Annotated in this window: 20 protein-coding genes; 15 read left to right on the plus strand and 5 right to left on the minus strand. The window is 69.3% G+C overall.

From position 1 onward, the window contains the following. Positions 1 to 314 precede the first annotated feature (314 nt). Together HNV26_RS00005 and HNV26_RS00010 are read left to right on the plus strand one after the other, a co-directional pair. A complete protein-coding gene (locus HNV26_RS00005; RefSeq protein ID WP_171440268.1) occupies positions 315 to 1,394 on the plus strand; it encodes a universal stress protein in 1,080 nt (359 codons plus the stop codon). Positions 1,395 to 1,466: 72 nt separating this feature from the next. Beyond that, positions 1,467 to 3,290, plus strand: a complete 1,824-nt coding sequence (locus HNV26_RS00010) for an ABC transporter ATP-binding protein (protein ID WP_171440349.1) — start codon at positions 1,467 to 1,469, stop codon at positions 3,288 to 3,290. Between the two features lie 3 nt (positions 3,291 to 3,293). On the opposite strand, the gene HNV26_RS38830 is transcribed toward HNV26_RS00010, so the two are convergent. Further along, positions 3,294 to 3,416 carry a hypothetical protein gene (locus HNV26_RS38830; RefSeq protein WP_301338436.1) on the minus strand — a complete coding sequence of 41 codons (123 nt, stop codon included), beginning with the start codon at positions 3,414 to 3,416 and terminating at the stop codon, positions 3,294 to 3,296. 76 nt (positions 3,417 to 3,492) lie between these two features. Here HNV26_RS38830 and HNV26_RS00020 point away from each other — a divergent pair, with 76 nt between their 5' ends. Next, positions 3,493 to 5,502: an ankyrin repeat domain-containing protein gene (locus HNV26_RS00020; RefSeq protein WP_171440269.1), complete on the plus strand. Its 2,010-nt coding sequence runs from the start codon at positions 3,493 to 3,495 to the stop codon at positions 5,500 to 5,502. A gap of 40 nt (positions 5,503 to 5,542) precedes the next feature. Here HNV26_RS00020 and HNV26_RS00025 read toward each other — a convergent pair whose 3' ends face one another. Further along, entirely contained in the window at positions 5,543 to 5,887 is a 345-nt protein-coding gene (locus HNV26_RS00025; protein ID WP_171440270.1) for a thioredoxin family protein, read from the minus strand. A 530-nt stretch (positions 5,888 to 6,417) separates the two neighbouring features. Between HNV26_RS00025 and HNV26_RS38835 the strand changes: the two genes are divergently transcribed. Beyond that, on the plus strand, positions 6,418 to 7,875 hold the full coding sequence (locus HNV26_RS38835; RefSeq protein ID WP_171440271.1) for a histone H1-like repetitive region-containing protein: 1,458 nt from the start codon (positions 6,418 to 6,420) through the stop codon (positions 7,873 to 7,875). A gap of 61 nt (positions 7,876 to 7,936) precedes the next feature. Here the strand turns inward: HNV26_RS38835 and HNV26_RS00035 are convergent, their stop codons facing one another. The 3 genes from HNV26_RS00035 to HNV26_RS00045 all read right to left on the minus strand — a co-directional run bounded on the left by HNV26_RS00035 (position 7,937) and on the right by HNV26_RS00045 (position 9,475). Continuing rightward, positions 7,937 to 8,209: a hypothetical protein gene (locus HNV26_RS00035; RefSeq protein ID WP_171440272.1), complete on the minus strand. Its 273-nt coding sequence runs from the start codon at positions 8,207 to 8,209 to the stop codon at positions 7,937 to 7,939. A 111-nt stretch (positions 8,210 to 8,320) separates the two neighbouring features. Then, positions 8,321 to 8,998, minus strand: coding sequence for a SanA/YdcF family protein (locus HNV26_RS00040; protein ID WP_171440273.1), 678 nt, complete (start codon positions 8,996 to 8,998; stop codon positions 8,321 to 8,323). A 48-nt stretch (positions 8,999 to 9,046) separates the two neighbouring features. After that, entirely contained in the window at positions 9,047 to 9,475 is a 429-nt protein-coding gene (locus HNV26_RS00045; protein WP_171440274.1) for a response regulator, read from the minus strand. A gap of 215 nt (positions 9,476 to 9,690) precedes the next feature. Here HNV26_RS00045 and atpG point away from each other — a divergent pair, with 215 nt between their 5' ends. The 11 genes from atpG (at position 9,691) to HNV26_RS00100 (ending at position 18,362) form a co-directional block, all read left to right on the plus strand. Further along, positions 9,691 to 10,575 (plus strand): ATP synthase F1 subunit gamma, encoded by an 885-nt coding sequence (gene atpG / locus HNV26_RS00050; RefSeq protein ID WP_171440275.1) that lies wholly within the window; start codon positions 9,691 to 9,693, stop codon positions 10,573 to 10,575. A gap of 378 nt (positions 10,576 to 10,953) precedes the next feature. After that, positions 10,954 to 12,399, plus strand: coding sequence for a F0F1 ATP synthase subunit beta (gene atpD / locus HNV26_RS00055; protein ID WP_171440276.1), 1,446 nt, complete (start codon positions 10,954 to 10,956; stop codon positions 12,397 to 12,399). A gap of 31 nt (positions 12,400 to 12,430) precedes the next feature. Then, positions 12,431 to 13,000: a hypothetical protein gene (locus HNV26_RS00060; RefSeq protein ID WP_171440277.1), complete on the plus strand. Its 570-nt coding sequence runs from the start codon at positions 12,431 to 12,433 to the stop codon at positions 12,998 to 13,000. Positions 13,001 to 13,021: 21 nt separating this feature from the next. After that, on the plus strand, positions 13,022 to 13,432 hold the full coding sequence (locus tag HNV26_RS00065; RefSeq protein ID WP_171440278.1) for a F0F1 ATP synthase subunit epsilon: 411 nt from the start codon (positions 13,022 to 13,024) through the stop codon (positions 13,430 to 13,432). A 355-nt stretch (positions 13,433 to 13,787) separates the two neighbouring features. Further along, positions 13,788 to 14,168, plus strand: coding sequence for a group I truncated hemoglobin (locus tag HNV26_RS00070; protein ID WP_171440279.1), 381 nt, complete (start codon positions 13,788 to 13,790; stop codon positions 14,166 to 14,168). A gap of 15 nt (positions 14,169 to 14,183) precedes the next feature. After that, complete coding sequence (locus HNV26_RS00075; protein WP_171440280.1) at positions 14,184 to 15,182, plus strand: 2Fe-2S iron-sulfur cluster-binding protein; 999 nt, start codon at positions 14,184 to 14,186, stop codon at positions 15,180 to 15,182. Between the two features lies 1 nt (position 15,183). Then, positions 15,184 to 15,630, plus strand: a complete 447-nt coding sequence (locus HNV26_RS00080) for an RrF2 family transcriptional regulator (RefSeq protein ID WP_171440281.1) — start codon at positions 15,184 to 15,186, stop codon at positions 15,628 to 15,630. Beyond that, positions 15,627 to 15,887: a hypothetical protein gene (locus HNV26_RS00085; RefSeq protein WP_171440282.1), complete on the plus strand. Its 261-nt coding sequence runs from the start codon at positions 15,627 to 15,629 to the stop codon at positions 15,885 to 15,887. Before HNV26_RS00080 ends, HNV26_RS00085 begins: the two co-directional genes overlap by 4 nt. A 360-nt stretch (positions 15,888 to 16,247) precedes the next feature. Further along, positions 16,248 to 17,276, plus strand: coding sequence for an ADP-ribosylglycohydrolase family protein (locus tag HNV26_RS00090; protein WP_171440283.1), 1,029 nt, complete (start codon positions 16,248 to 16,250; stop codon positions 17,274 to 17,276). 163 nt (positions 17,277 to 17,439) lie between these two features. Continuing rightward, positions 17,440 to 17,844: a phage holin family protein gene (locus tag HNV26_RS00095; RefSeq protein WP_171440284.1), complete on the plus strand. Its 405-nt coding sequence runs from the start codon at positions 17,440 to 17,442 to the stop codon at positions 17,842 to 17,844. Continuing rightward, positions 17,841 to 18,362, plus strand: coding sequence for a hypothetical protein (locus HNV26_RS00100; protein WP_171440285.1), 522 nt, complete (start codon positions 17,841 to 17,843; stop codon positions 18,360 to 18,362). Before HNV26_RS00095 ends, HNV26_RS00100 begins: the two co-directional genes overlap by 4 nt. Positions 18,363 to 18,379: the final 17 nt, after the last annotated feature.

Genomic DNA, 18,379 nt, shown 5'->3' on the forward strand with positions numbered 1-18,379 from the left:
CCACCCACCCCACCTGTCGCTGCCCGCCCGGACCCCTCTGCAAAGCACCGGCCGTGCCTCGCTCGGACCTTCTATCGGACTTCGGACATGCCAAGCAGGCCAAGCCTCGTGAAGGACGCCTGCCCTCCCTTCTTCTCGGTGGGGACGGCCGCCGGGTTGCTGGAGATTTTTCAGGGCGCCGCTCCTTGGCGCCGCTGCACCCCGCGGAGTGTTCCCTGGGCGGAGGTGGGCCTGCTCCGGAGGCCTGCCCGGTCGCGGACTTTGCGACACGCCGAGCCCGGTGGCGCCTGGCGCGCGACGCCTGAATCTTCGAGGTGTGGATGACGCCATGCGCCGCGCGTCCGTCCACGGAGCGGTGGAGCGACCGCCTGCCTCCGGGAGGCTGCAAGGTGCCACCTTCACCGCTAAACGCATACTCACAAGGTGAGTCGGGTGGAAGGGAAGGAGGGATGGAGATGAGGCCGTCACAACTTTCGAGGACGGCAGTGCCGTTGCTCCCTCCTGGGCTCGCCCGGGGGCAGCGGGGCGTGTCGCGCCTGGTGGTGGGAACGGATTTCTCGCTGCGCTCCGAGTTCGCGCTGGCGCGCGCGCTGCGCCTTCCGCTGGCGCACGGGAGCGACTTCTGCGTGCTGCACGTGGCCCCCGTCCTGGACGGGCAGGAGGGGCCAGGTGGGACGCTGTCGGGTGGACGCTGCCTGCGCAAGGCGGTGAGCGCCGTGTGCAGGCGGTTGCGCAACCGCGTGGACATCGACGTGCGCGAGGAGCTCGGGCGAGGGGACCCGGTGGAGGTGGCGTCGGCCGTGGCGCGGATGTCGGGCGCGGAGTTGGTGGTGCTGGGGCGTCCCCATGTGACGTACCCGGTGCGTGCGTTGGCCGAGGATTCGACGGTGCGGCGCATGGTGCGCCAGTTGGGCGTCTCCGTGCTGGTGGTGGTGCCGCACCCGGTCCGTCCCTATGGCAGGCCCCTGGTGGCGGTGGACTTCTCACGCGAGTCGCGCAGGGCGCTGGAGCTGACCTTGCGCCTGTGCCCGGCGCCCGCGCTGGTGGACGTGCTGCACGTGGTGGACACGGCAGCGCAGGAGGCGGAGCTGCGCCGCGCCCATGCGCCGGCCGAGCGGTGGCTGCTGCTGCGGCAGGAGCGGGAGCATCAGGCGCGGGTGGCGCTTGGCCGCTTCCTTGCGCCCTACCGGGAGGCGGGCCGCGAGTTGGAGGTGAGGGTGCGCTGCGGCGAGCCGGCCGAAGAGGGCATCCTGGCGGAGGCGTTGGAGCGGGGCTCGGACCTGTTGGCGCTGGCCATGTCCGCCGTGGAGGCGCGCACGCCGCTGACGGAGCAGGTGCTGGCGCGCGCGGGCTGCGACGTGCTGGTGTCGCGTCACCCTCCGCCTGCATCCTGAAGCAGGAGGGCGCGCTCCGCGTTATGAACGCGGACCGTGTCTCCTCGTCCTACAACAGCCCCTGTCGCCCCGGTGTCGCTCAAGGCCCGCTTCCAGAACGCGGGCAGTCTCTTCAAGCAGCTGCCGGGGACCTTCCGGCTCTTCTGGCAGGCCAGCCCTCGCGGCGCGGTGGTGCTGGGCGCGCTGACGCTGGTGGCGGCGCTGTTGCCGGCGGCCATCGCCTGGGTGGGCAAGCTCATCGTGGACTCGGTGGTGGCGGCGGCGCAGGGCTCGGTGGAGGCCCGCTCGCGGGTGTACGGGCTGGTGGGGTTGGAGTTCGGGTTGATGCTGGGCTCGGCGGTGGTGGACCGCGGGCTGACGCTGACGCGCGAGCTGCTTCGCGCCAACCTGGGGAACCTGCTCAATGAGCGCATCCTCCAGAAGGCGCTGGCGCTGGAGCTGCGGCACTTCGAGGACTCGGCCACCTACGACAAGATGCAGAACGCGCGGCGCGAGGCGAACAGCCGGCCGCTGTCGCTGGTGACGCAGGCGTTCTCCATCGTCCGCAACACCATCACCCTGGGCACCTTCGCCGCGTTGTTGGTGGCGTTGTCGCCGTGGAGCGTGGTGGTGCTGGTGGCCGCGTCGGTGCCAGCCTTCATCGCCGAGGCGCGGCTGGCCATGGCGGGCTTCCGGCTCTATTCGTGGCGCGCGCCCGAAGGCCGCAAGCTGAACTACCTGGAGTGGATTCTCACGCGGGACAGCCACGTGAAGGAGGTGAAGCTCTTCGGGTTGGGGCCGCTGGTGCTGGGGCGCTACCGCACGCTCTTCCAGAAGTTCTTCGCGGAGGACCGTGCGCTGGCCTTCCGGCGGATGGCCTGGGGGCTGGTGCTGGGCGTCCTCTCATTGGGCGCCTTCTATGGCTGCTACCTGCTGGTGGCGGGCCGCGCGGCGAGCGGGACGATTACCGTGGGCGACATGGTGCTGTACCTGAGCGTGTTCCGTCAGGGGCAGGCGGCGTTCCAGGGCATCCTGACCAGTGTGGGCTCCATGTACGAGGACGCGCTCTTCATGAGCAACCTGTTCGCGTACCTGGACATCCCCACCGGCGGCGAGGCGACGCGGGTGCTGCCGCCGCTCTCTCCGCCGCGTGGGCACGACAGCGCCATCGAGCTGCGTGACGTGTCCTTCCGTTATCCGGGGAAGGAGGCGTGGGCGTTGAAGAACGTGTCGCTGTCGCTGAAGCCGGGACAGAAGCTGGCGCTGGTGGGAGAGAACGGGGCGGGGAAGAGCACGTTGGTGAAGCTGCTCCTGCGCCTGTACGAGCCGGTGGACGGCGACATCTTCTACGGCGGCGTCAACCTGAAGGACATGGACGTGGAGGACCTGCGCAGCCGCTTCGGCGCGGTGTTCCAGGACTTCGTGCGCTACCAGTTCAACGTGGCGGAGAACATCGGCCTGGGGCACGTGCCGGCGCTGGAGGACCGTGGCCGCATCGAGAAGGCGGCCGAGGAGGGCGGGGCCAGCGGTGTGATTACGGCGCTGCCACAGCAGTACGACACGATGCTGGGCGGCTGGTTCGAGAAGGGGCAGGAGCTGTCGGCGGGCCAGTGGCAGAAGCTGGCGGTGGCGCGGGCCTTCATGCGCGACGACGCGGAGGTGCTGATTCTGGACGAGCCCACGGCCAGCATCGACGCGGAGGCGGAGCACGCGCTGTTCGAGCGCTTCCAGGCGCTGGCGGCGGACCGGATTGCCATTGTGATTTCGCACCGCTTCTCCACGGTGCGCATGGCGGACCAGATTGCCGTGCTCCATAACGGGCAGGTGGACGAATTGGGCAGCCACGACGAGCTGATGGCGAAGGACGGCCGCTACGCGCACCTGTTCCGGTTGCAGGCGCGCGGCTATCGGGACTGAGCGTCAGGCGCGCTCGCCACGCAGGCGCGCGATTTCCGCCCGGGCCTCGGCGAGCTGGCGCTCGGCGTCCTCACTGCGCTGGGTTTCCAGCTCCAGGAGTCGGGACTCCTCGGCGAGTTGCTCCACTGCTTGGCGTGTGAGAATTCTCGGATTGAGAGGGTCTCCGCGGCCCGCGATTTTTGCGCGCGCATGTCACTGTCTCATGGCAGGTTCTCCCGCCATGTCGCGTGCTCAAGCTCCGAAGAAGGTCGATGTCGCTGCGTTGATGAAGAAGGCGGACAGTCTGCTGGACGAGATGCCGCCACAGCTGGACCAGGCGATTCCGTTGCTGCGCGAAGTCGTGGCGGCGGAGCCCGAGCACCTGCTGGGACTCCACTCCCTGAGCTGGTGTTTGGACCCGACGCGGAGCATGGAGCCGCACCGTTGGGAGCAGGAGTTGAAGGCCGAGCACTGGCGGCTGCGTGACCGCATCCTCGAGCTGACGCGAGGGACGAAGCCCGGCGGCGCGCTGACGCTCGCCCATCGCGCACGTTCGCTGGCCCTGAGCCAGTGGGCGGAGGACCTGGTGCGGCGCAAGCCGACCGTGGCGCAGCTCGACGAAGCGGAGGCCGCGCTGAACGAAGCCAACAGCCTTCGGGAACTCCCGAACCACCAGCGTGGACGCCGCGGGCTCGAGGCGTGGCGCGCACTGACGCAAGGCAAGCCGGAGCAGGGCTACCGCGAGTTGCTCGCCAAGGTGGAGGAGTCTCCGGGCATGTGCGCCCAGGGCGTGATGGGCGATGCCGACTCGCTCAACTTCCAGGGGCTGGAGGGCGCCTACTCCGATGAGGGTTTCCTGGCCTGGCTGCGGAAGCAGAAGCCCGCGGCGCGCCCAGCGGGGAAGAAGGGCAAGGACCTGGATGCCGGACTCCTGCTGGCGGCGGGGCTGGATGCGAAGCCGTTCTTTGGCCCTGGCTTCGAAGGGAACAGCCGCACGGGCCGGGTGCTGGCCCTGGTGGCGTTGGGGGCGGACCTGGAGGCGAGGGATTCCAGCAAGCACAGCGTGCTTCACCTGGCCGCGATGGTGGATGACGCGGCGCTGGTGAAGGAGTTGCTCCGCCTGGGCGTCTCCGCCGACGTCGTCGATTCGAAGAAGTCCACGCCGCTGCATGTCGCGGCCGAGTACGGCAGCGTGTCTTGCATCGCCCCGCTGGCGAAAGGCGGCGTGCCCGTGGACGCGCTCGATGCGTCAGGGCGGACGGCGCTCTTTGAAGCGCGTCAGGCCGACGTGGCCCAGGCGCTCATCGACGCGGGCGCGAATCCCAATGCGGGCGAGGGCTGGACGCCGCTGCACCAGCACGCACGCTTCAAGGAGCGAGGCCCCGTCATCGAAGTCCTGCTCAAGGCGGGGGCGGATGTCTCGCTGAAGAATGGCAGCGGCCAGACACCCGCGCAGGAGGCGCTGGAGCACAAGCACGCGTCCCTCGCCCAGCTCATGGGAGCCAAGGCTTCCTCGGGCAAGGCCGGCGCGTTGGACGTGCAGCCGCTGCTGGAGGCGCTGGCGCGTCAGCGCAAGACGCTGCTCAAGGCCTGGTACTTCGAGGACAAGAACGTGGACGGCGTCGAACAGGTCCTGAAGGGGCTCGCGCTGCAAGGTGCCACGTCCTGGGACCAGCTCGCGGCCTCGCTCCAGGGCGAGCTCCCCTGGACGGCCATGGCGGTGGTGCAGCTCGCGCGGGACGTGCTGCCGGCCGAGGAGAAGGCGCCTCGTCTGTCCAAGCTGCCGCGCTTCGTGCGCGGGGACCTCGTGGTGAAGGGCGACGTGCACGTCGATGGGCCGCTGCTCGTGACGGGAGACCTCACGGTGGAAGGTGTGCTGCGCAACGCGGGGATGGAAGGGATGCTGGTGGTGGGCGGCACGCTGCGCGCCACCGGTGTGGACACGGACGGCGAGGTCGTCGTGGGCGAGGACCTGGAAGCGCAGGTGGTGTGGGGCCACGGCAACGACGCTTCGCTCCGGGTCGGCGGCGTGCTGAAGGCGGACGTGGTCATCGCGGACGACCACGACATCCAGGCCAAGGTGAAGGCGAAGCACCACTACGAGAACGGCGAGTTCGACGCTTCGGACGCGGCGCTCAAGGAGGTCTTCGTCGCGAAGGCCTTCGCGAAGTCGGAGCTGGACCGGGACAAGCTGTTCAACGTGCTGCGCAAGGTCGGGACCATCCTGGTGTAGACGCGGCCCTGGGGCTCCCGTCTCGAATCCCTGAGCGGCGTCAGGCCCTGGGCAGGTGGTCCCGCACCACGCCGAGCCAGTACTCCTTGCCGTAGTACTGGCTCATCTTCCCGATGAGCTTGCCCTCACGGAACAGCAGGAACGTGGGGATGCCGAAGAGTCCGAAGCGCCTGGCCAGGTCCTCGTACTGGTACGCGTTCACCTTGACGACGCGCATCGGAGCGTCATCCAGCTCCGCCAGCAGCGAGGGCTCGGCCGCCGCGTAGATTTCGCAGTTCGGGCAGCCGTCACCCCAGAAGTCCACGACCACCAGCTCGCCCTTGGGCTCCAGGACCAGTTGGTCGAAGTTCTCCGCCGTCCCCTCGTAGCTCACGGGATGTGCCATGGCCTCCTGCCTAACGGGCTCGGGTGTCGTGTTCAACCTGCTCACGGGGCTCGCGGCTGGAAGTCCTCGCAGCCTGCTGCGTCCCTGGAGCCGCCAGCGCGGTGCTCCCGGTCCGGTCTGGCGGAGGCCCGGCATGGCCGGAAATTCCGCGCGTGTGGCCGGGCGGCTCACTCCATTGGGCGCCCTGGCCGGGCCCTGGGAGGGCCAGGCGAGTGGGCTGTTGCCGCGTTGGGACGCTTCACCCGGCGGAGGATGGATCAGCGGAACACCCCGGGCGCTCCAGAACGCGGGCGGCTGGAGCGGGCACCAGGGGCATCACCTCCGTGCGTGAGTCCTGTTTTTCCGGAGGAGGGGATGGCTTGGGCAGTGGGTACGGGTTTTCAAGGTATGCCTGCGCGCGGTGGTGGCCGCCATGTCAGCCGGAGCGAGTTGGATCAGCTCTGGCGCGGTGTCATCAAAAGCCAAAGCCCGCACTGCGCAGGAGCGCTCAGCCGCCGTAAGGTTGTGCGACTGGATGTCGTGGAGGGGTCATGCACGAGTGGTTGGAGGCACTTCGCAAGTCGGTAAAGGCATCGTCAGCTGGCGTCTCTCCCGAGGAGATTCGCCGGGCCGAAACGGAGTGCGGCGTTCCATTCCCCGATGAGCTCACCGACCTGTATCAGGCGTTCAACGGGGGCGAACTCAACGGTGAGGTTCTCCTCTTCCGTCTGCACGGCGCGGAGGGGGACCCGAGCGTCCTGGAGAAGACCCGCCTCAAGCTGGAAGGGCTTCCCGCGGCGGGGCTGTGGCGCATCGGCTTGAAGGGGCAGCACCGGCACCTCTTCGCCTCGCGCAAGTCGGCCATGGTGGAGCAGGGCGACGGTGGCGGTCCGTTGCCGGCCTGGGTCGAGGCGCTGGATAGCGACGACTGGGTCTATGGCACCTGGGAGGGTGAGAAGCGGCAGATGCGGCTGTACCGCTCGTTGAAGGACATGCTCGACGTGCTCGTGCCCCCCGCGGAGGTGGAGAGCTTCGGTGAGCGCACCTTTGCCCGGGCGATGAATGCCGTCCTTCAGGGGGCGCTATCCGGCGTCCAGGTTGACGAGGAGGACGAAGAAGCGGCGGAGGCCGGCGAGGCACCGCTCGGTGCGGCGGCCGAGGCTGAAGCCGCCGAAGAAGCCGAGCAGCTCGAAGAGGCGGAGCTGGTCGATGAAGAGGCCGAGGAGCCGGCGGTTCGCGAGCTCGCCTACGAGTACGACGACGTCCGCCCGTCCTCCCGTTACGAGGATGGGGCCGGCTCGAGAAAGGCACGCGCGCAGGCCCAGCAGATACCGCTCGCTATCGGTGGCGCTGGCGTGCTGTTCCCGAGAAGTGCGTCGAGCAGGGTGCAGGGTGTGAAGAAGGCCGCTGCGGAGCCCGCTCCCGCGAAGGCGCGCCCCGCGAAGGCGCGCCCCACGAAGAAGGCCGCGATTGAAGCGGCGTCGGCGGAGCTCCCAACTGTAGCGGCCGAGGCCATTGCGGAGCCGGAGGCTGCGCCCCAGAAGGCCACCGCGAAGGTCCCCGCCCAGACGGGCGTGGCGAAGACGTCCTCCGCTACCACGAAGGGGGCGACGAAGGCTCCGGCTCGGAAGGGCGCGGCGAAGAAGGCCGCTACCGAAAAGGCCCCCGCAGGGAAGGCCGCGGCGAAGAAGTCCGTCACCGCAAAGGCTCCGGCTCGGAAGGCCGCGGCGAAGAAGTCCGTCACCGCGAAGGCTCCGGCTCGGAAGGGCGCGGCGAAGAAGGCCCCTGCTCAGAAGGGGGCTGCAAAGCGGGCCGGTGCCCCGAAGAGCGCAGCGAAGAAAGCGACTGCTCAGAAGAGCGCGGCGAAGAAGGTGGCTGCTCAGAAGAGCGCAGCCAAGAAGTCGTCTGTGAAGAAGGCCGCTGCTCAGAAGTCCGGAGCGAAGAAGAGCGCCGCGAAGAAGGGCTCAGCCCAGAAGCCAGCGGCGAAGAAGGGGGCACGCGGCCGGTAGTCACGGGCGCGGAGGCAAGGCGCGGGAGCGCGCCTTGCCTCGATGTCGCCTCACCGCGCGTCTATCCCTGCGGCAGCTTGTCGAAGTCGATGGGGCGGATGCGGTAGCCGGGCTGTGCCGTCAGCTCCAGCGGCTCTTCCTCCTCATCACCCCTCCGGAACTCACGAATCTCGTCCGGGAGGATGTCGCGGAAGTCGGGCTCCTCCTCCAGCGGTGGGGTCGCCGCCAGGTCCTGGTCGGAGATGTTGATTTCATCCTCACCGGTGTCCGGATTCATGTGACGCCGAGAGGTGGACTCGCCCACGTCGTCTGACCCCAGCTTCTTGAATCGCATGGCCTCTCCTCGGATTGCGCGGTGGGTCGGCTGCCTTCGTCTCAAGAATGAGAACCCGCGGTGGCTCCGGCAATTCTCGCCGTCCGCCTGCCTGCCGTGCCTGCCCGTGCCTCAGCGCTCCGGGAGCACGGTGCGGCCGGAGGGGTAGGCGGGCTCCACCTCCAGCACCACCATGGCCAGGGCCAGCACGCGCGACAGCGTCTCGCGCACCTGGTAGCGCCACGGCGTCGACCGTCCCTCGTCCGCGGCCACGCCCCACGCGTCGATGCCCACCGAGTTGGCGATGAACAGCGCCCGCGTCAGGTGGAAGTGCTGGGTGACGAGCACCGCCCGCTTCGTGCCGAACACCGTGGCGGCCCGCAGGCAGCTGTCATAGGTGGACAGGCCCGCTTCGTCGCCCAGGACCGCGCTTTCAGGCACGCCGTGCTCCACCAGGTAGCGCCGCATGGCGCGCGTCTCGTGGTGGAAGGGCTTCGTCTGGTCTCCACTGACGAGCACCATCTGCACCTTGCCCTGCTGCCACAGCGCGATGGCCGCATCCAGCCGCTGGGCCAGCACGGGAGAGGGCACCGCGCCCCGCGCCAGACCCGCGCCGAACACCAACGCCACGGGCGCCTCGGGCGCCTCTTCCAGGGGGACGATGCGGTCCTGGTAGCTGAGGCGGACGAGGTGGGAGAGGGCGAGCAGCCCCAGCCCCCCCGCGGCGAGGACCGCGAGGCCTCTACGCAACCACACCCATCTCGCACCGCCTGGCTTCATGGACCCCGAGAACACCGGTAGAGGGGCCATTGTGTTCCGGCCCCCCTCCTCGGGAAAGCCCAGAGCGACATCCCTGTCTCAGGAGAACGTGCCCGCCTGGGAGCCCGCCGGCTTTGGGGCGAATCGCTCGATGGCCTCCAGCAACTGCCGGGGTTCCACGGGTTTCTTCAAGAACGCCGCCACGTTGTACGAAGACGCATAGACGGCCCGGTCTCTCGGATTCATCTCCGTCATGCCCGCGGACAGGATGATGACGGGCACCTGGGCCAGCGCTTCACTCGTCTTGCGGGTGGTCAGCACCCGGTGTCCGTCCATGACAGGCAGGGCCATGTCCAGGACCATGAGGGCGGGGCGGGGAGGTTGGGCCAACTGCTCCAGGGCCTCCCGGCCGTTGCGCGCCACGCGCACCGCGTAGCCGTGCAGCTCCAGGTAGGCCTGAAGGGCCTCACAGATGTCCACGTCGTCTTCGACGATGAGCAGCGGACCGGATGACGTCTGAGCCACCATTCCCGCAAGGTAAGTCCGTGTCCTACTGTGGGGAGGGGCTGTCAAGGGGGCTCGGCCGCCTGCCGTGTGTGGTGGGTCGGGCGATCGTCTGCCCGGCGGCGGCAGGCATCCGTTGACCGGCCCTCGCCCCGCCTATATAGGGGCCCCCGTCTTACCCTGCCCCGCCTTCCTTCAGGAGAAAGCGGGTCGAACGCCCCACAGGAGCTCCCCGGTCCATGGCGTCCCTTCGCGACATTCGCAAGCGCATCCGCTCGGTGAAGAACACGCGTCAGATCACCAAGGCGATGAAGATGGTTTCCGCCGCGAAGCTCCGCAAGGCGCAGGACGGCATCCTAGCGGCGCGTCCCTACGCGACGATGCTGGATCAAATCATCGCGGACCTGTCCTCCCGCGCCGGGGATGAGAGCCTCAGCCACCCGCTGCTCACGGCCCGCCCGGTGAAGCGCGTGGAGCTGGTGCTCCTCACGTCGGACCGTGGCCTCGCCGGCGGCTTCAACTCCAACGTTATCCGCCGCGCCAACCGGTTCCTCTACGAGAACACGAACCTGGAGAGCATCCGCCTCTCCACCGTGGGCCGGAAGGGCCACGACTTCTTCCGCAACCGCGGCCAGAACATCCGCAAGGACTTCGGCGGCCTGTACCAGCGCCTGAACTACCGCGCCGCCGCGGAGGTGGCCGAGGAGCTGGTGGCCAGCTACCTCAATGGCGAGGTGGACGCGGTTCACATCGTCTACAACGAGTTCGTCACCGCCATCTCCCAGACGGTGAAGGTCGCTCAGTTGCTGCCGCTGCAGACGCTGGGGACGCAGGAGCAGGCCTCGACGGCGGGCTCCACCGAGCTGGTGGACTTCAAGTACGAGCCGGACCGTCAGTCCGTGCTGGACCGCCTGGTGCCCCAGGCCGTCAACATCAAGCTCTACCGCGCCCTGCTGGAGAGCGTGGCCAGCGAGCACGGCGCCCGTATGAGCGCCATGGAGAACGCCACCTCCAACGCGACCGACATGATTGGCAGCCTGACGCTCACCTACAACCGCACGCGTCAGGCGGTCATCACCAAGGAACTGATGGAGATCGTCTCCGGCGCCGAGGCCCTGAAGTAGGGCATTCGCGCAGCCGCGCCCCCGTCTCCTGGGCCCGCCTCGACTATCGAGGTGGGCCCTTCGCGTTCCAGGGTGCAGCGAAGCGCTTCGAGCTGCATCCCCAGACCGGGTCAAGTACGCCGGCAACCTGCTCACCTGAACGCCAAGGTCGTCCTGGTCGGTAGCCCGAACAGCGGGCTGCCCCTGGTGTACTGGCCGGATGGGAGGTAAGGGGGTGGCGCCCGGCATGTGGTTCCGCTAAGCGGGACTTACCAGTCAGTTGCCCGGGAGGCTTGACCCCCCGGGGGGGCCCCGGTAAAGGGGGCCCGCCCTCACAGCCGGGCCGAAATTTCAAGGGTGGCGGCGCCCGTCCGCTCCCCGTGCGAGGCAGACGATTCCATGAGCGCTCAAGTTCCGACGGCAGGCAGAATCATCCAGGTCCTCGGCCCCGTGGTCGACGTCGAGTTCCCGCCCGGCGGTCTCCCCGAGGTCTACACGGCCCTCAAGGTCACCAACGCGAACCTGAACGCCGACGCCGACAACCTCACCCTCGAGGTGGCGCAGCACCTGGGCGAGAACACCGTCCGCACCATCGCCATGGACTCCACGGAGGGCCTGGGCCGCGGCATGCCCGTCACGAACACGGGCGCCCCCATCCAGGTGCCGGTGGGCAAGGCCACCCTGGGCCGCATCCTGAACGTCACCGGCGAGCCGGTGGACGAGATGGGCCCCGTGAAGGCGCAGGAGTACTGGTCCATCCACCGCGCGCCCCCGCCCTTCACGGAGCAGGACGTGCGCGTGCAGATGTTCGAGACGGGCATCAAGGTCATCGACCTGCTCGCCCCGTACACCCGCGGTGGCAAGATCGGCCTCTTCGGCGGCGCCGGCGTGGGCAAGACGGTGCTCCTGCAGGAGCTCATCCGCAACGTGGCCGTGGAGCGTGGTGGCTTCTCGGTGTTCGCCGGCGTCGGTGAGCGCACCCGCGAGGGCAACGACCTCTACCACGAAATGCAGGACACGAAGGTCATCCAGACGGACAACCTGGAGGCCAGCCAGGCCGTGCTGGTGTACGGCCAGATGAACGAGCCGCCCGGCGCCCGCGCCCGCGTGGCCCTGTCCGCGCTGACCATGGCCGAGTACTTCCGCGACGTGGAAGGCCGCGACGTGCTCCTCTTCGTGGACAACATCTTCCGCTTCACCCAGGCCGGTTCCGAGGTGTCCGCCCTCCTGGGCCGCATCCCCAGCGCCGTGGGTTACCAGCCCACGCTGGCCACGGAGATGGGCGGTCTGCAGGAGCGCATCACCTCCACCACGAAGGGCTCCATCACCTCCGTGCAGGCCATCTACGTCCCCGCCGACGACCTCACGGACCCGGCGCCCGCGACGGCCTTCGCCCACCTCGACGCGACGACGGTGCTCAACCGCTCCATCGCCGAGCTCGCCATCTTCCCCGCCGTGGACCCGCTGGACTCCACCAGCCGCATCCTGGACCCGGCCGTCATCGGCGCGGAGCACTACGGCGTGGCCCGCAAGGTCCAGGGCATCCTCCAGCGGTACAAGGAGCTGCAGGACATCATCGCCATCCTCGGCATGGACGAGCTCTCCGAGGATGACAAGCTGGTGGTGGCCCGCGCCCGCAAGATTCAGCGCTTCCTGTCGCAGCCCTTCTTCGTGGCCAAGGTCTTCACGGGCAAGGACGGCCGCTACGTGAAGCTCCAGGACACCATCCAGGGCTTCAAGGAGATCGCCGAGGGCAAGCACGACGACATCCCCGAGGGCGCCTTCTACATGACGGGCGGCATCGACGAGGTGGTCGAGAACGCGCGGAAGCTCGCGGCGAGCTAAGCTGGGCGCTTCTCCTCCCGCAGAGGTCCCCATGCGCCGTGCAGCGCTCGCCCTGGTCCTGATGTTCCTGGCTCCCTCCTCCGCCCTGGCGGAGGAGCGCAGGGGGCGGGCTCGGGTGAGCGCCAACGGGCTCTACAGCGTCCGCATGGTGGAAGCGGCGCAGGACCAGTGCCGGTTGGAGGTGACGCAGGAGAGCGGCCCCGTCTGGACGCTGACGCAGTGTCTGGGCACGGTGGACGACCTCTACTTCGTCTCCAACGACGGCGAGCGCGTCTGGGTGGTGTGGCCGCTGGTGGAGAAGGGCAAGGCCGCGGCGGAGCCGCGGACGAAGAAGTCGAAGGCGAAGAAGCCCAAGGGGCCTCCCGCCTGGGCGCGCGTGGTGGTGGCGGCGCAGTACGGGCGGGATGGCCAGCGGCTCCAGGAGAAGCGGCTGACCGAGTGGCTCAACACGCGGCAGCTCTCCGAGGTGCGCCAGCTCACCCACCACTTCAAGTGGCTGGAGGGCACGCTCGGCATCCCCGGCAAGGGGCCCCGGTTGACGGACGCCGGGGTGGTGGAGTTGGAGCCGGTGGGTGGAACCACCCGCCAGCTCACGTTCTGATTCGGTTGTGCGAGGAGCCTCATGGCCAAGCTGACTGTGGAGATTGTCACCCCCGAGAAGCGCATCCTGTCGGTGCAGGCCGACGAGGCGGTTGTTCCTGGCGGCCGGGGCCTGTTCGGCGTGCGGCCGGGGCACACCCCGTTCCTGTCGCTGATGGAGCCGGGCGCGCTGACGCTGATCGAGGGTGGCCGGCGTGAGTCCTACTTCGTCGCGGGCGGCTTCGTGGAAGTGGGCAACGACAAGGTGCTGGTGCTCGCCGACGCGGCCGAGCCCGTCACGGGCATCGACGTGGAGGGCGCCCGTCGCCGCATGGCCGAGGCGCAGGAGCGCATGAAGGGCATGTCCTCCGAGGACGCGCGCTTCGAGCTCGAGCAGGCCACGGTGCGCCGCGAGGCCGCCCGTATCGGCGCCGCCGGCACCGCGCGCGCGTAGGCTTCTCCCCCGCTTCACCGCCCAGGAGCGTCCCGCGCTCCTGGCGTCCCTGGCGTGGCACCCGGGCTCCCCTTGAGCGGAGCCGGTGTCCGCTTCTGTTTCCGTGACGGTGCCCCCCCCCTTTGGGGTGGCGCCTCCGGAACAGGCTTCCCGGTCCGCACCTCGCTTCACAATGCCCCCAGGGGCCTGGCTGCGTTCGCCTCCGGGCCTTCGCGCGGGCGCGGCGGCCTCCTGTCAGCGGCTGTCCTCGGTCGCAGTAGCTCCACTGTCAGTGCTGCTTCCATTTGACGGTCCGGATTTTAAGATGCATCTACAATGCATCTTAAGGCCCATGCCGGGCGATAGGAGCGGCACCATGAGCGTGATGGCGGAGAAGAGTGTCTACGAGCAGCTGGGTGGAGAGCCGGCGATGGCGGCGGCGGTGGAGGTCTTCTACCGGAAGGTGCTGGCGGACGAGCACATCAGCCACTTCTTCGAGGACGTGGACATGGAGCGCCAGGCCGCGAAGCAGAAGGCGTTCCTGACGATGGTGACGGGGGGGCCGGTCCACTACTCGGGCAAGGACATGCGCGCGGGCCACGCGCCTCTGGTGAAGCGTGGGCTGAATGACTCGCACTTCGACGCGGTGGCGGGCCACCTGAAGGCGACGCTGGAGGAGCTGGGCGTGGCCGCGCCGCTGGTGGCGAAGGTGATGACCATCGCGGAGAGCGCCCGCGCGGACGTCCTGGGACGCTGACCCGAGGAGCACGCCATGGCCAAGGTCAAGCACGAGTCTGACTGGTATCCGCTGGAGTCTGGAGAGAGTGTGCTGGACGCGCTGCTGCGCCAGGGCGTCTCCATTCCGAACGCGTGCCGCGCGGGGGCCTGCCAGTCCTGCCTGATGCGGGCCGTGGCGGGGACGGTTCCAGAGGCCGCGCAGGTGGGGCTGAAGGACACGCTCCGGGCACAGGGCTACTTCCTCGCCTGTGCCTGCCGGCCTCCAGAGGGCACGCAGCTGGAAGTCACCGGCGCGGAGGCGCTGCGCATCCCCGCGCGCATCCAGGCGCTGTCGTCGCTGTCCACCAGCGTCCTTCGTGTGCGGCTGGTGACGGACAGCCCGCTGGCGTACCACGCGGGGCAGTACATCTCCCTGGTGCGCGAGGACGGGCTGGCCCGCAGTTATTCGCTGGCCAGCCTGCCTCATGAAGATGCCTTGGAGTTGCATGTGCGGCTCCAGCCGGGCGGGGCGATGAGTGGCTGGCTGGCGCAGGACGCACGGCCGGGAGACAGACTCCAGGTGCAGGGCCCGGCGGGGAGTTGCTTCTATGTGCCGGGCCGGCCCGAGCAGCCCTTGTTGCTGGCGGGCACGGGCACGGGGCTGGCGCCGCTGTACGGCATCGTCCGCGACGCGCTGGCCGCAGGCCACTCGGGGCCCATCTGGCTCTTCCACGGCGCTCGGACGCCCGAGGGGCTCTACCTCACCTCCGAGCTGCGGGCGCTGGCGGAGCAGCATCCTCAGTTCCGCTATCGTCCGGGCGTGTTGGAAGGCGGCAGCCGGGACGTGGCCGAGGGCGCGCTCGATGTGCTCATCCGCGCCGAATGCCCGAAGCCGCTGGGCTGGCGCGCATGGCTCTGCGGAGACGGGCCATTGGTGCTATCCCTTCGAAAGAAGCTGTTCCTGGCCGGGCTCTCGCTGAAAGACCTCCACACGGATGCCTTCTTGCCGAGCGTTCCGACAGGGCAGCGTAGTTCCGACGCCGGAGCCCGCTGACGTGCACCTCACCCTCCATGCCGACTACTCGCTGCGGGTGCTGCTCTACCTGGCCACGCGCACGGGGCGGCCCGTCTCCACGCAGGAGATGGCGGATGCGTACGGCATCTCCAAGCACCACCTGGTGCGCGTGGTGCAGACGCTGGCCGGGCAGGGGGTGGTGGACGCGCGAGCGGGCCGCTCTGGCGGCGTGGTGCTGGCGCGCGCGCCAGCGGACATCCGGGTGGGGAGCGTGCTGCGCGCCGCGGAGCCGGACTTCCACCTGGTGGAGTGCTTCGACCGGGAGCGAAACGCCTGTCCCATCGCTCCCGCTTGTGGGCTCAAGGGCGTCCTGGACGAAGCGCGCGAGGCGTTCCTCGCGGTGCTGGACCGGTACACGCTGGCGGACCTGCTCAGCCGCTCGCGCCCGAACCTGCAGGACTACTTCCTTCCCTCCTCCGAGCCATGATGTCCGGCACGCTGGAGCTGTTTCATCGCATCGCGGATGCACCCTCCGCGCAGGCCCGGCGATACATCGTGGACTACGCGCTGGAGGACCGCGTGCGCTTCCGCAACGTGGCCTTCAACGAGGCGGAAGCGGACTGGCGCAAACATGGCGGACATACCACGCCCGCGCTCTGGGATGGCACGCATCTGCATCAGGGCGCGCAGGCGGTGATGGCGCGCTTGCAGGCCGTCGTCAACCTGGGCCGCGACGACGCATGAAGCAACGGGCGCGCGTGTGCTGACACCCGCGCGCTGGTGCCACCTGCGCGTCCCTCGTGCGCCATTCCCGTCGTGCGCGAAGCTTCGAGAGTTGGACACGTGTACAGGTGCGCGGATGCGTGCACCCTCCGAGGCTTGCCGCGCCCGTGTTGGTTGCGGTAGTCAGCCCACCCCGCGCTGCGATCCACGAGGCGCCAGGGATGGAGGGTGGACGGTGAAGAATCCGAGCGGCGGAGTTTCGAGGACGGCTGTAGCGCGCTCGTCAAGCCCCGGCATGATTCTTCCCGCTCCGGCTCGCGGATGTTTCACGGGTTTCTCTCGGCCGTTCTGGCCTGAGCGTCGGTTAATCTCCACGACCCCATGTCGCTGACTCCCGCCGAGCGCCAGGACAGGTTCCATGCGGCGTTCGTGGGGCTCGCCATCGGTGATGCGCTCGGCTTTCCGCTGCGCGGCATTCCACCGGCGAGCCTCACGCGGCTGCCCGGCCTTGCCGAAGACTTCGCGCCTCGTCCACGCGGCAAGTTCGCCAAGGGCCAGTTCAGCGACGACACGCAACTGCTGCTCGCGGCGGCGGAGAGCGTCATCCGCGAGGGCAAGGTGGACGGCCGCAGCGCGGCGGCGCACCTGGCGTGGCTGTGGCAGGAGGGCATCATCCTCCAGCCGCCCAAGAGCCTGGCGGAAGCGCTGCAGCGGCTGGCCAGCGGCGTGCCGTGGATGAGCGCGGGCGCGTCCCTGGGGACGCGCTGCCATTCGGTGCTCAGCCGCGCGCTGGTGGTGGGCCTGCTGGAGAGCGGCCACCGCGCGCGCCTGCCGCATGACGCGGGCGTGCTCACCATCATCACGCACAAGGATCCGGTGTGCGCGGCGGCGGCCGCCGCTTTCGCGCAGGCCGCGGCGCTGGGCATGGAAGCGGAGCCGCTGACACCCGCGGCCTTCTGCGAGGAGCTGGCGCTGGCGGCGGCCGTGCACGACAAGGGGCTGGCCGAGGAGGTGCGCCACCTGCCGCGCCTGCTCACGTGGGACACCGCGCGCGCGCTGACGCAGCTGCGCAAGGTGGGCGTGCCCCCCAGCGAGCTGAAGGGCGTGGACGGGCTGCCGCCGCACGTGGTGCCGGTGCTGCTGACGTCGCTGTTCGCCATCCTCAAGGTGCCGCACGACTTCCGGGAGGCGGTGGCCCTCACGCTGCGCTGCGGCGGCGAGGCGGACGTGGCCGCGGCGCTGACGGGCGCGCTGCTGGGCGCCCACCTGGGGACGCGCGCCATCCCCGCGCGGCTGCGCAAGCAGGTGTTGTACTCCGAAAACCTGATGGATACGGCGGACCGCCTCTTCCGCGCCCATCAGGTCCGCGAGACGCTGGCCACCGCCCTGTCGCACCGCCGTCGCCGCTGAGCGCGAGGGCAGGGCAGGCAGGCGGGCGCCGGCGCGCATTGCCCCGGGGCTTCACTGGAGGGAGCGTCCTGCCCACCTTGTGCGGAGGAGCGGGCCGCAAGGATGCCAGGCAGGCATGGGAGCGCACGTGTGGCCCGCGGAGTCATCGCAGGAGGCGCACGTCGTGGATCTCGAATCGGAACGCCTGGAGCGAAGTCAATTGGAGACGCTCTCCACGGCGGAGCTCATCCGGCATGCCTTGGCGGAGACGCGCCTGCTGGTGCGCGCCGAGGTGATGCACGCCAAGAAGGAGCTGCGTGAGGAGCTGAAGGCCGCGCGTACCGCGGGCATCCTCCTGGGGGCGGGCGCGGTGCTGGCGCTCACGGCGCTGGCCGTCCTCTTCGTCGCGCTGGGGCTGGCCCTGCCCATGGCCCAGGCGCTGGGCGTGCTGGTGGTGGGGGTGGTGCTCCTGGCGATTGCCGGCGTCTTGCTCTTCTTGGGCCGCAAGCGCGTGCCCAAGAAGCCGCTGCCGCACACACAGGAGCGCTTGAAGACGGACTACCAGCTCACGCGGGAGACGCTGCAATGAATGGCAACGACCGCGACGCAGGCGAGCCCTCTGCCATCGAGCGGCGGCATGAGGACCACCGCATCACCCGGGGCATGGGGGACCGCAAGCAGGTGGAGGAGACGGCTGACCGCATCCGAGACGAGCTGATGCTCACGTTGGCGGAGTTGGACAGGCGACGCATGCGCGCGCTCGACGTTCGCTACCACGCGCGGCAGCACCGCGCCGAGTTGATGGCCGCGTGCGCCGCGCTGTTGACGGCGGTAGGTTTGGGCGTGGGTTACGCGGTGTACCGCGCGCGCAACCGCGACGAGATTCTGCGCCGCAAGCGCCGCAAGGCCCTGGCGCGTGCATGGGAGCACCCGGACCGCGTGGCCTCCAGCGCGGAGCCGCGCCCGCTGGGCGCGGAGCTGGGGAGAAAGCTCGTCCTCATCTTCGCCAGTACGCTCGCCACCGCGGTTGCACGAAACGCGGTGATGACACTGGTTCCCGCGCGCCGCGTCCCCGCTTCCACTCAGGGGATTTATAAGAATACATAATTGCATCAAAATGAGGC

Origin of the sequence: Myxococcus xanthus, from assembly GCF_013116825.1 — a bacterium.
In the GTDB taxonomy this organism is placed as follows: Bacteria; Myxococcota; Myxococcia; order Myxococcales; family Myxococcaceae; genus Myxococcus; species Myxococcus xanthus_B.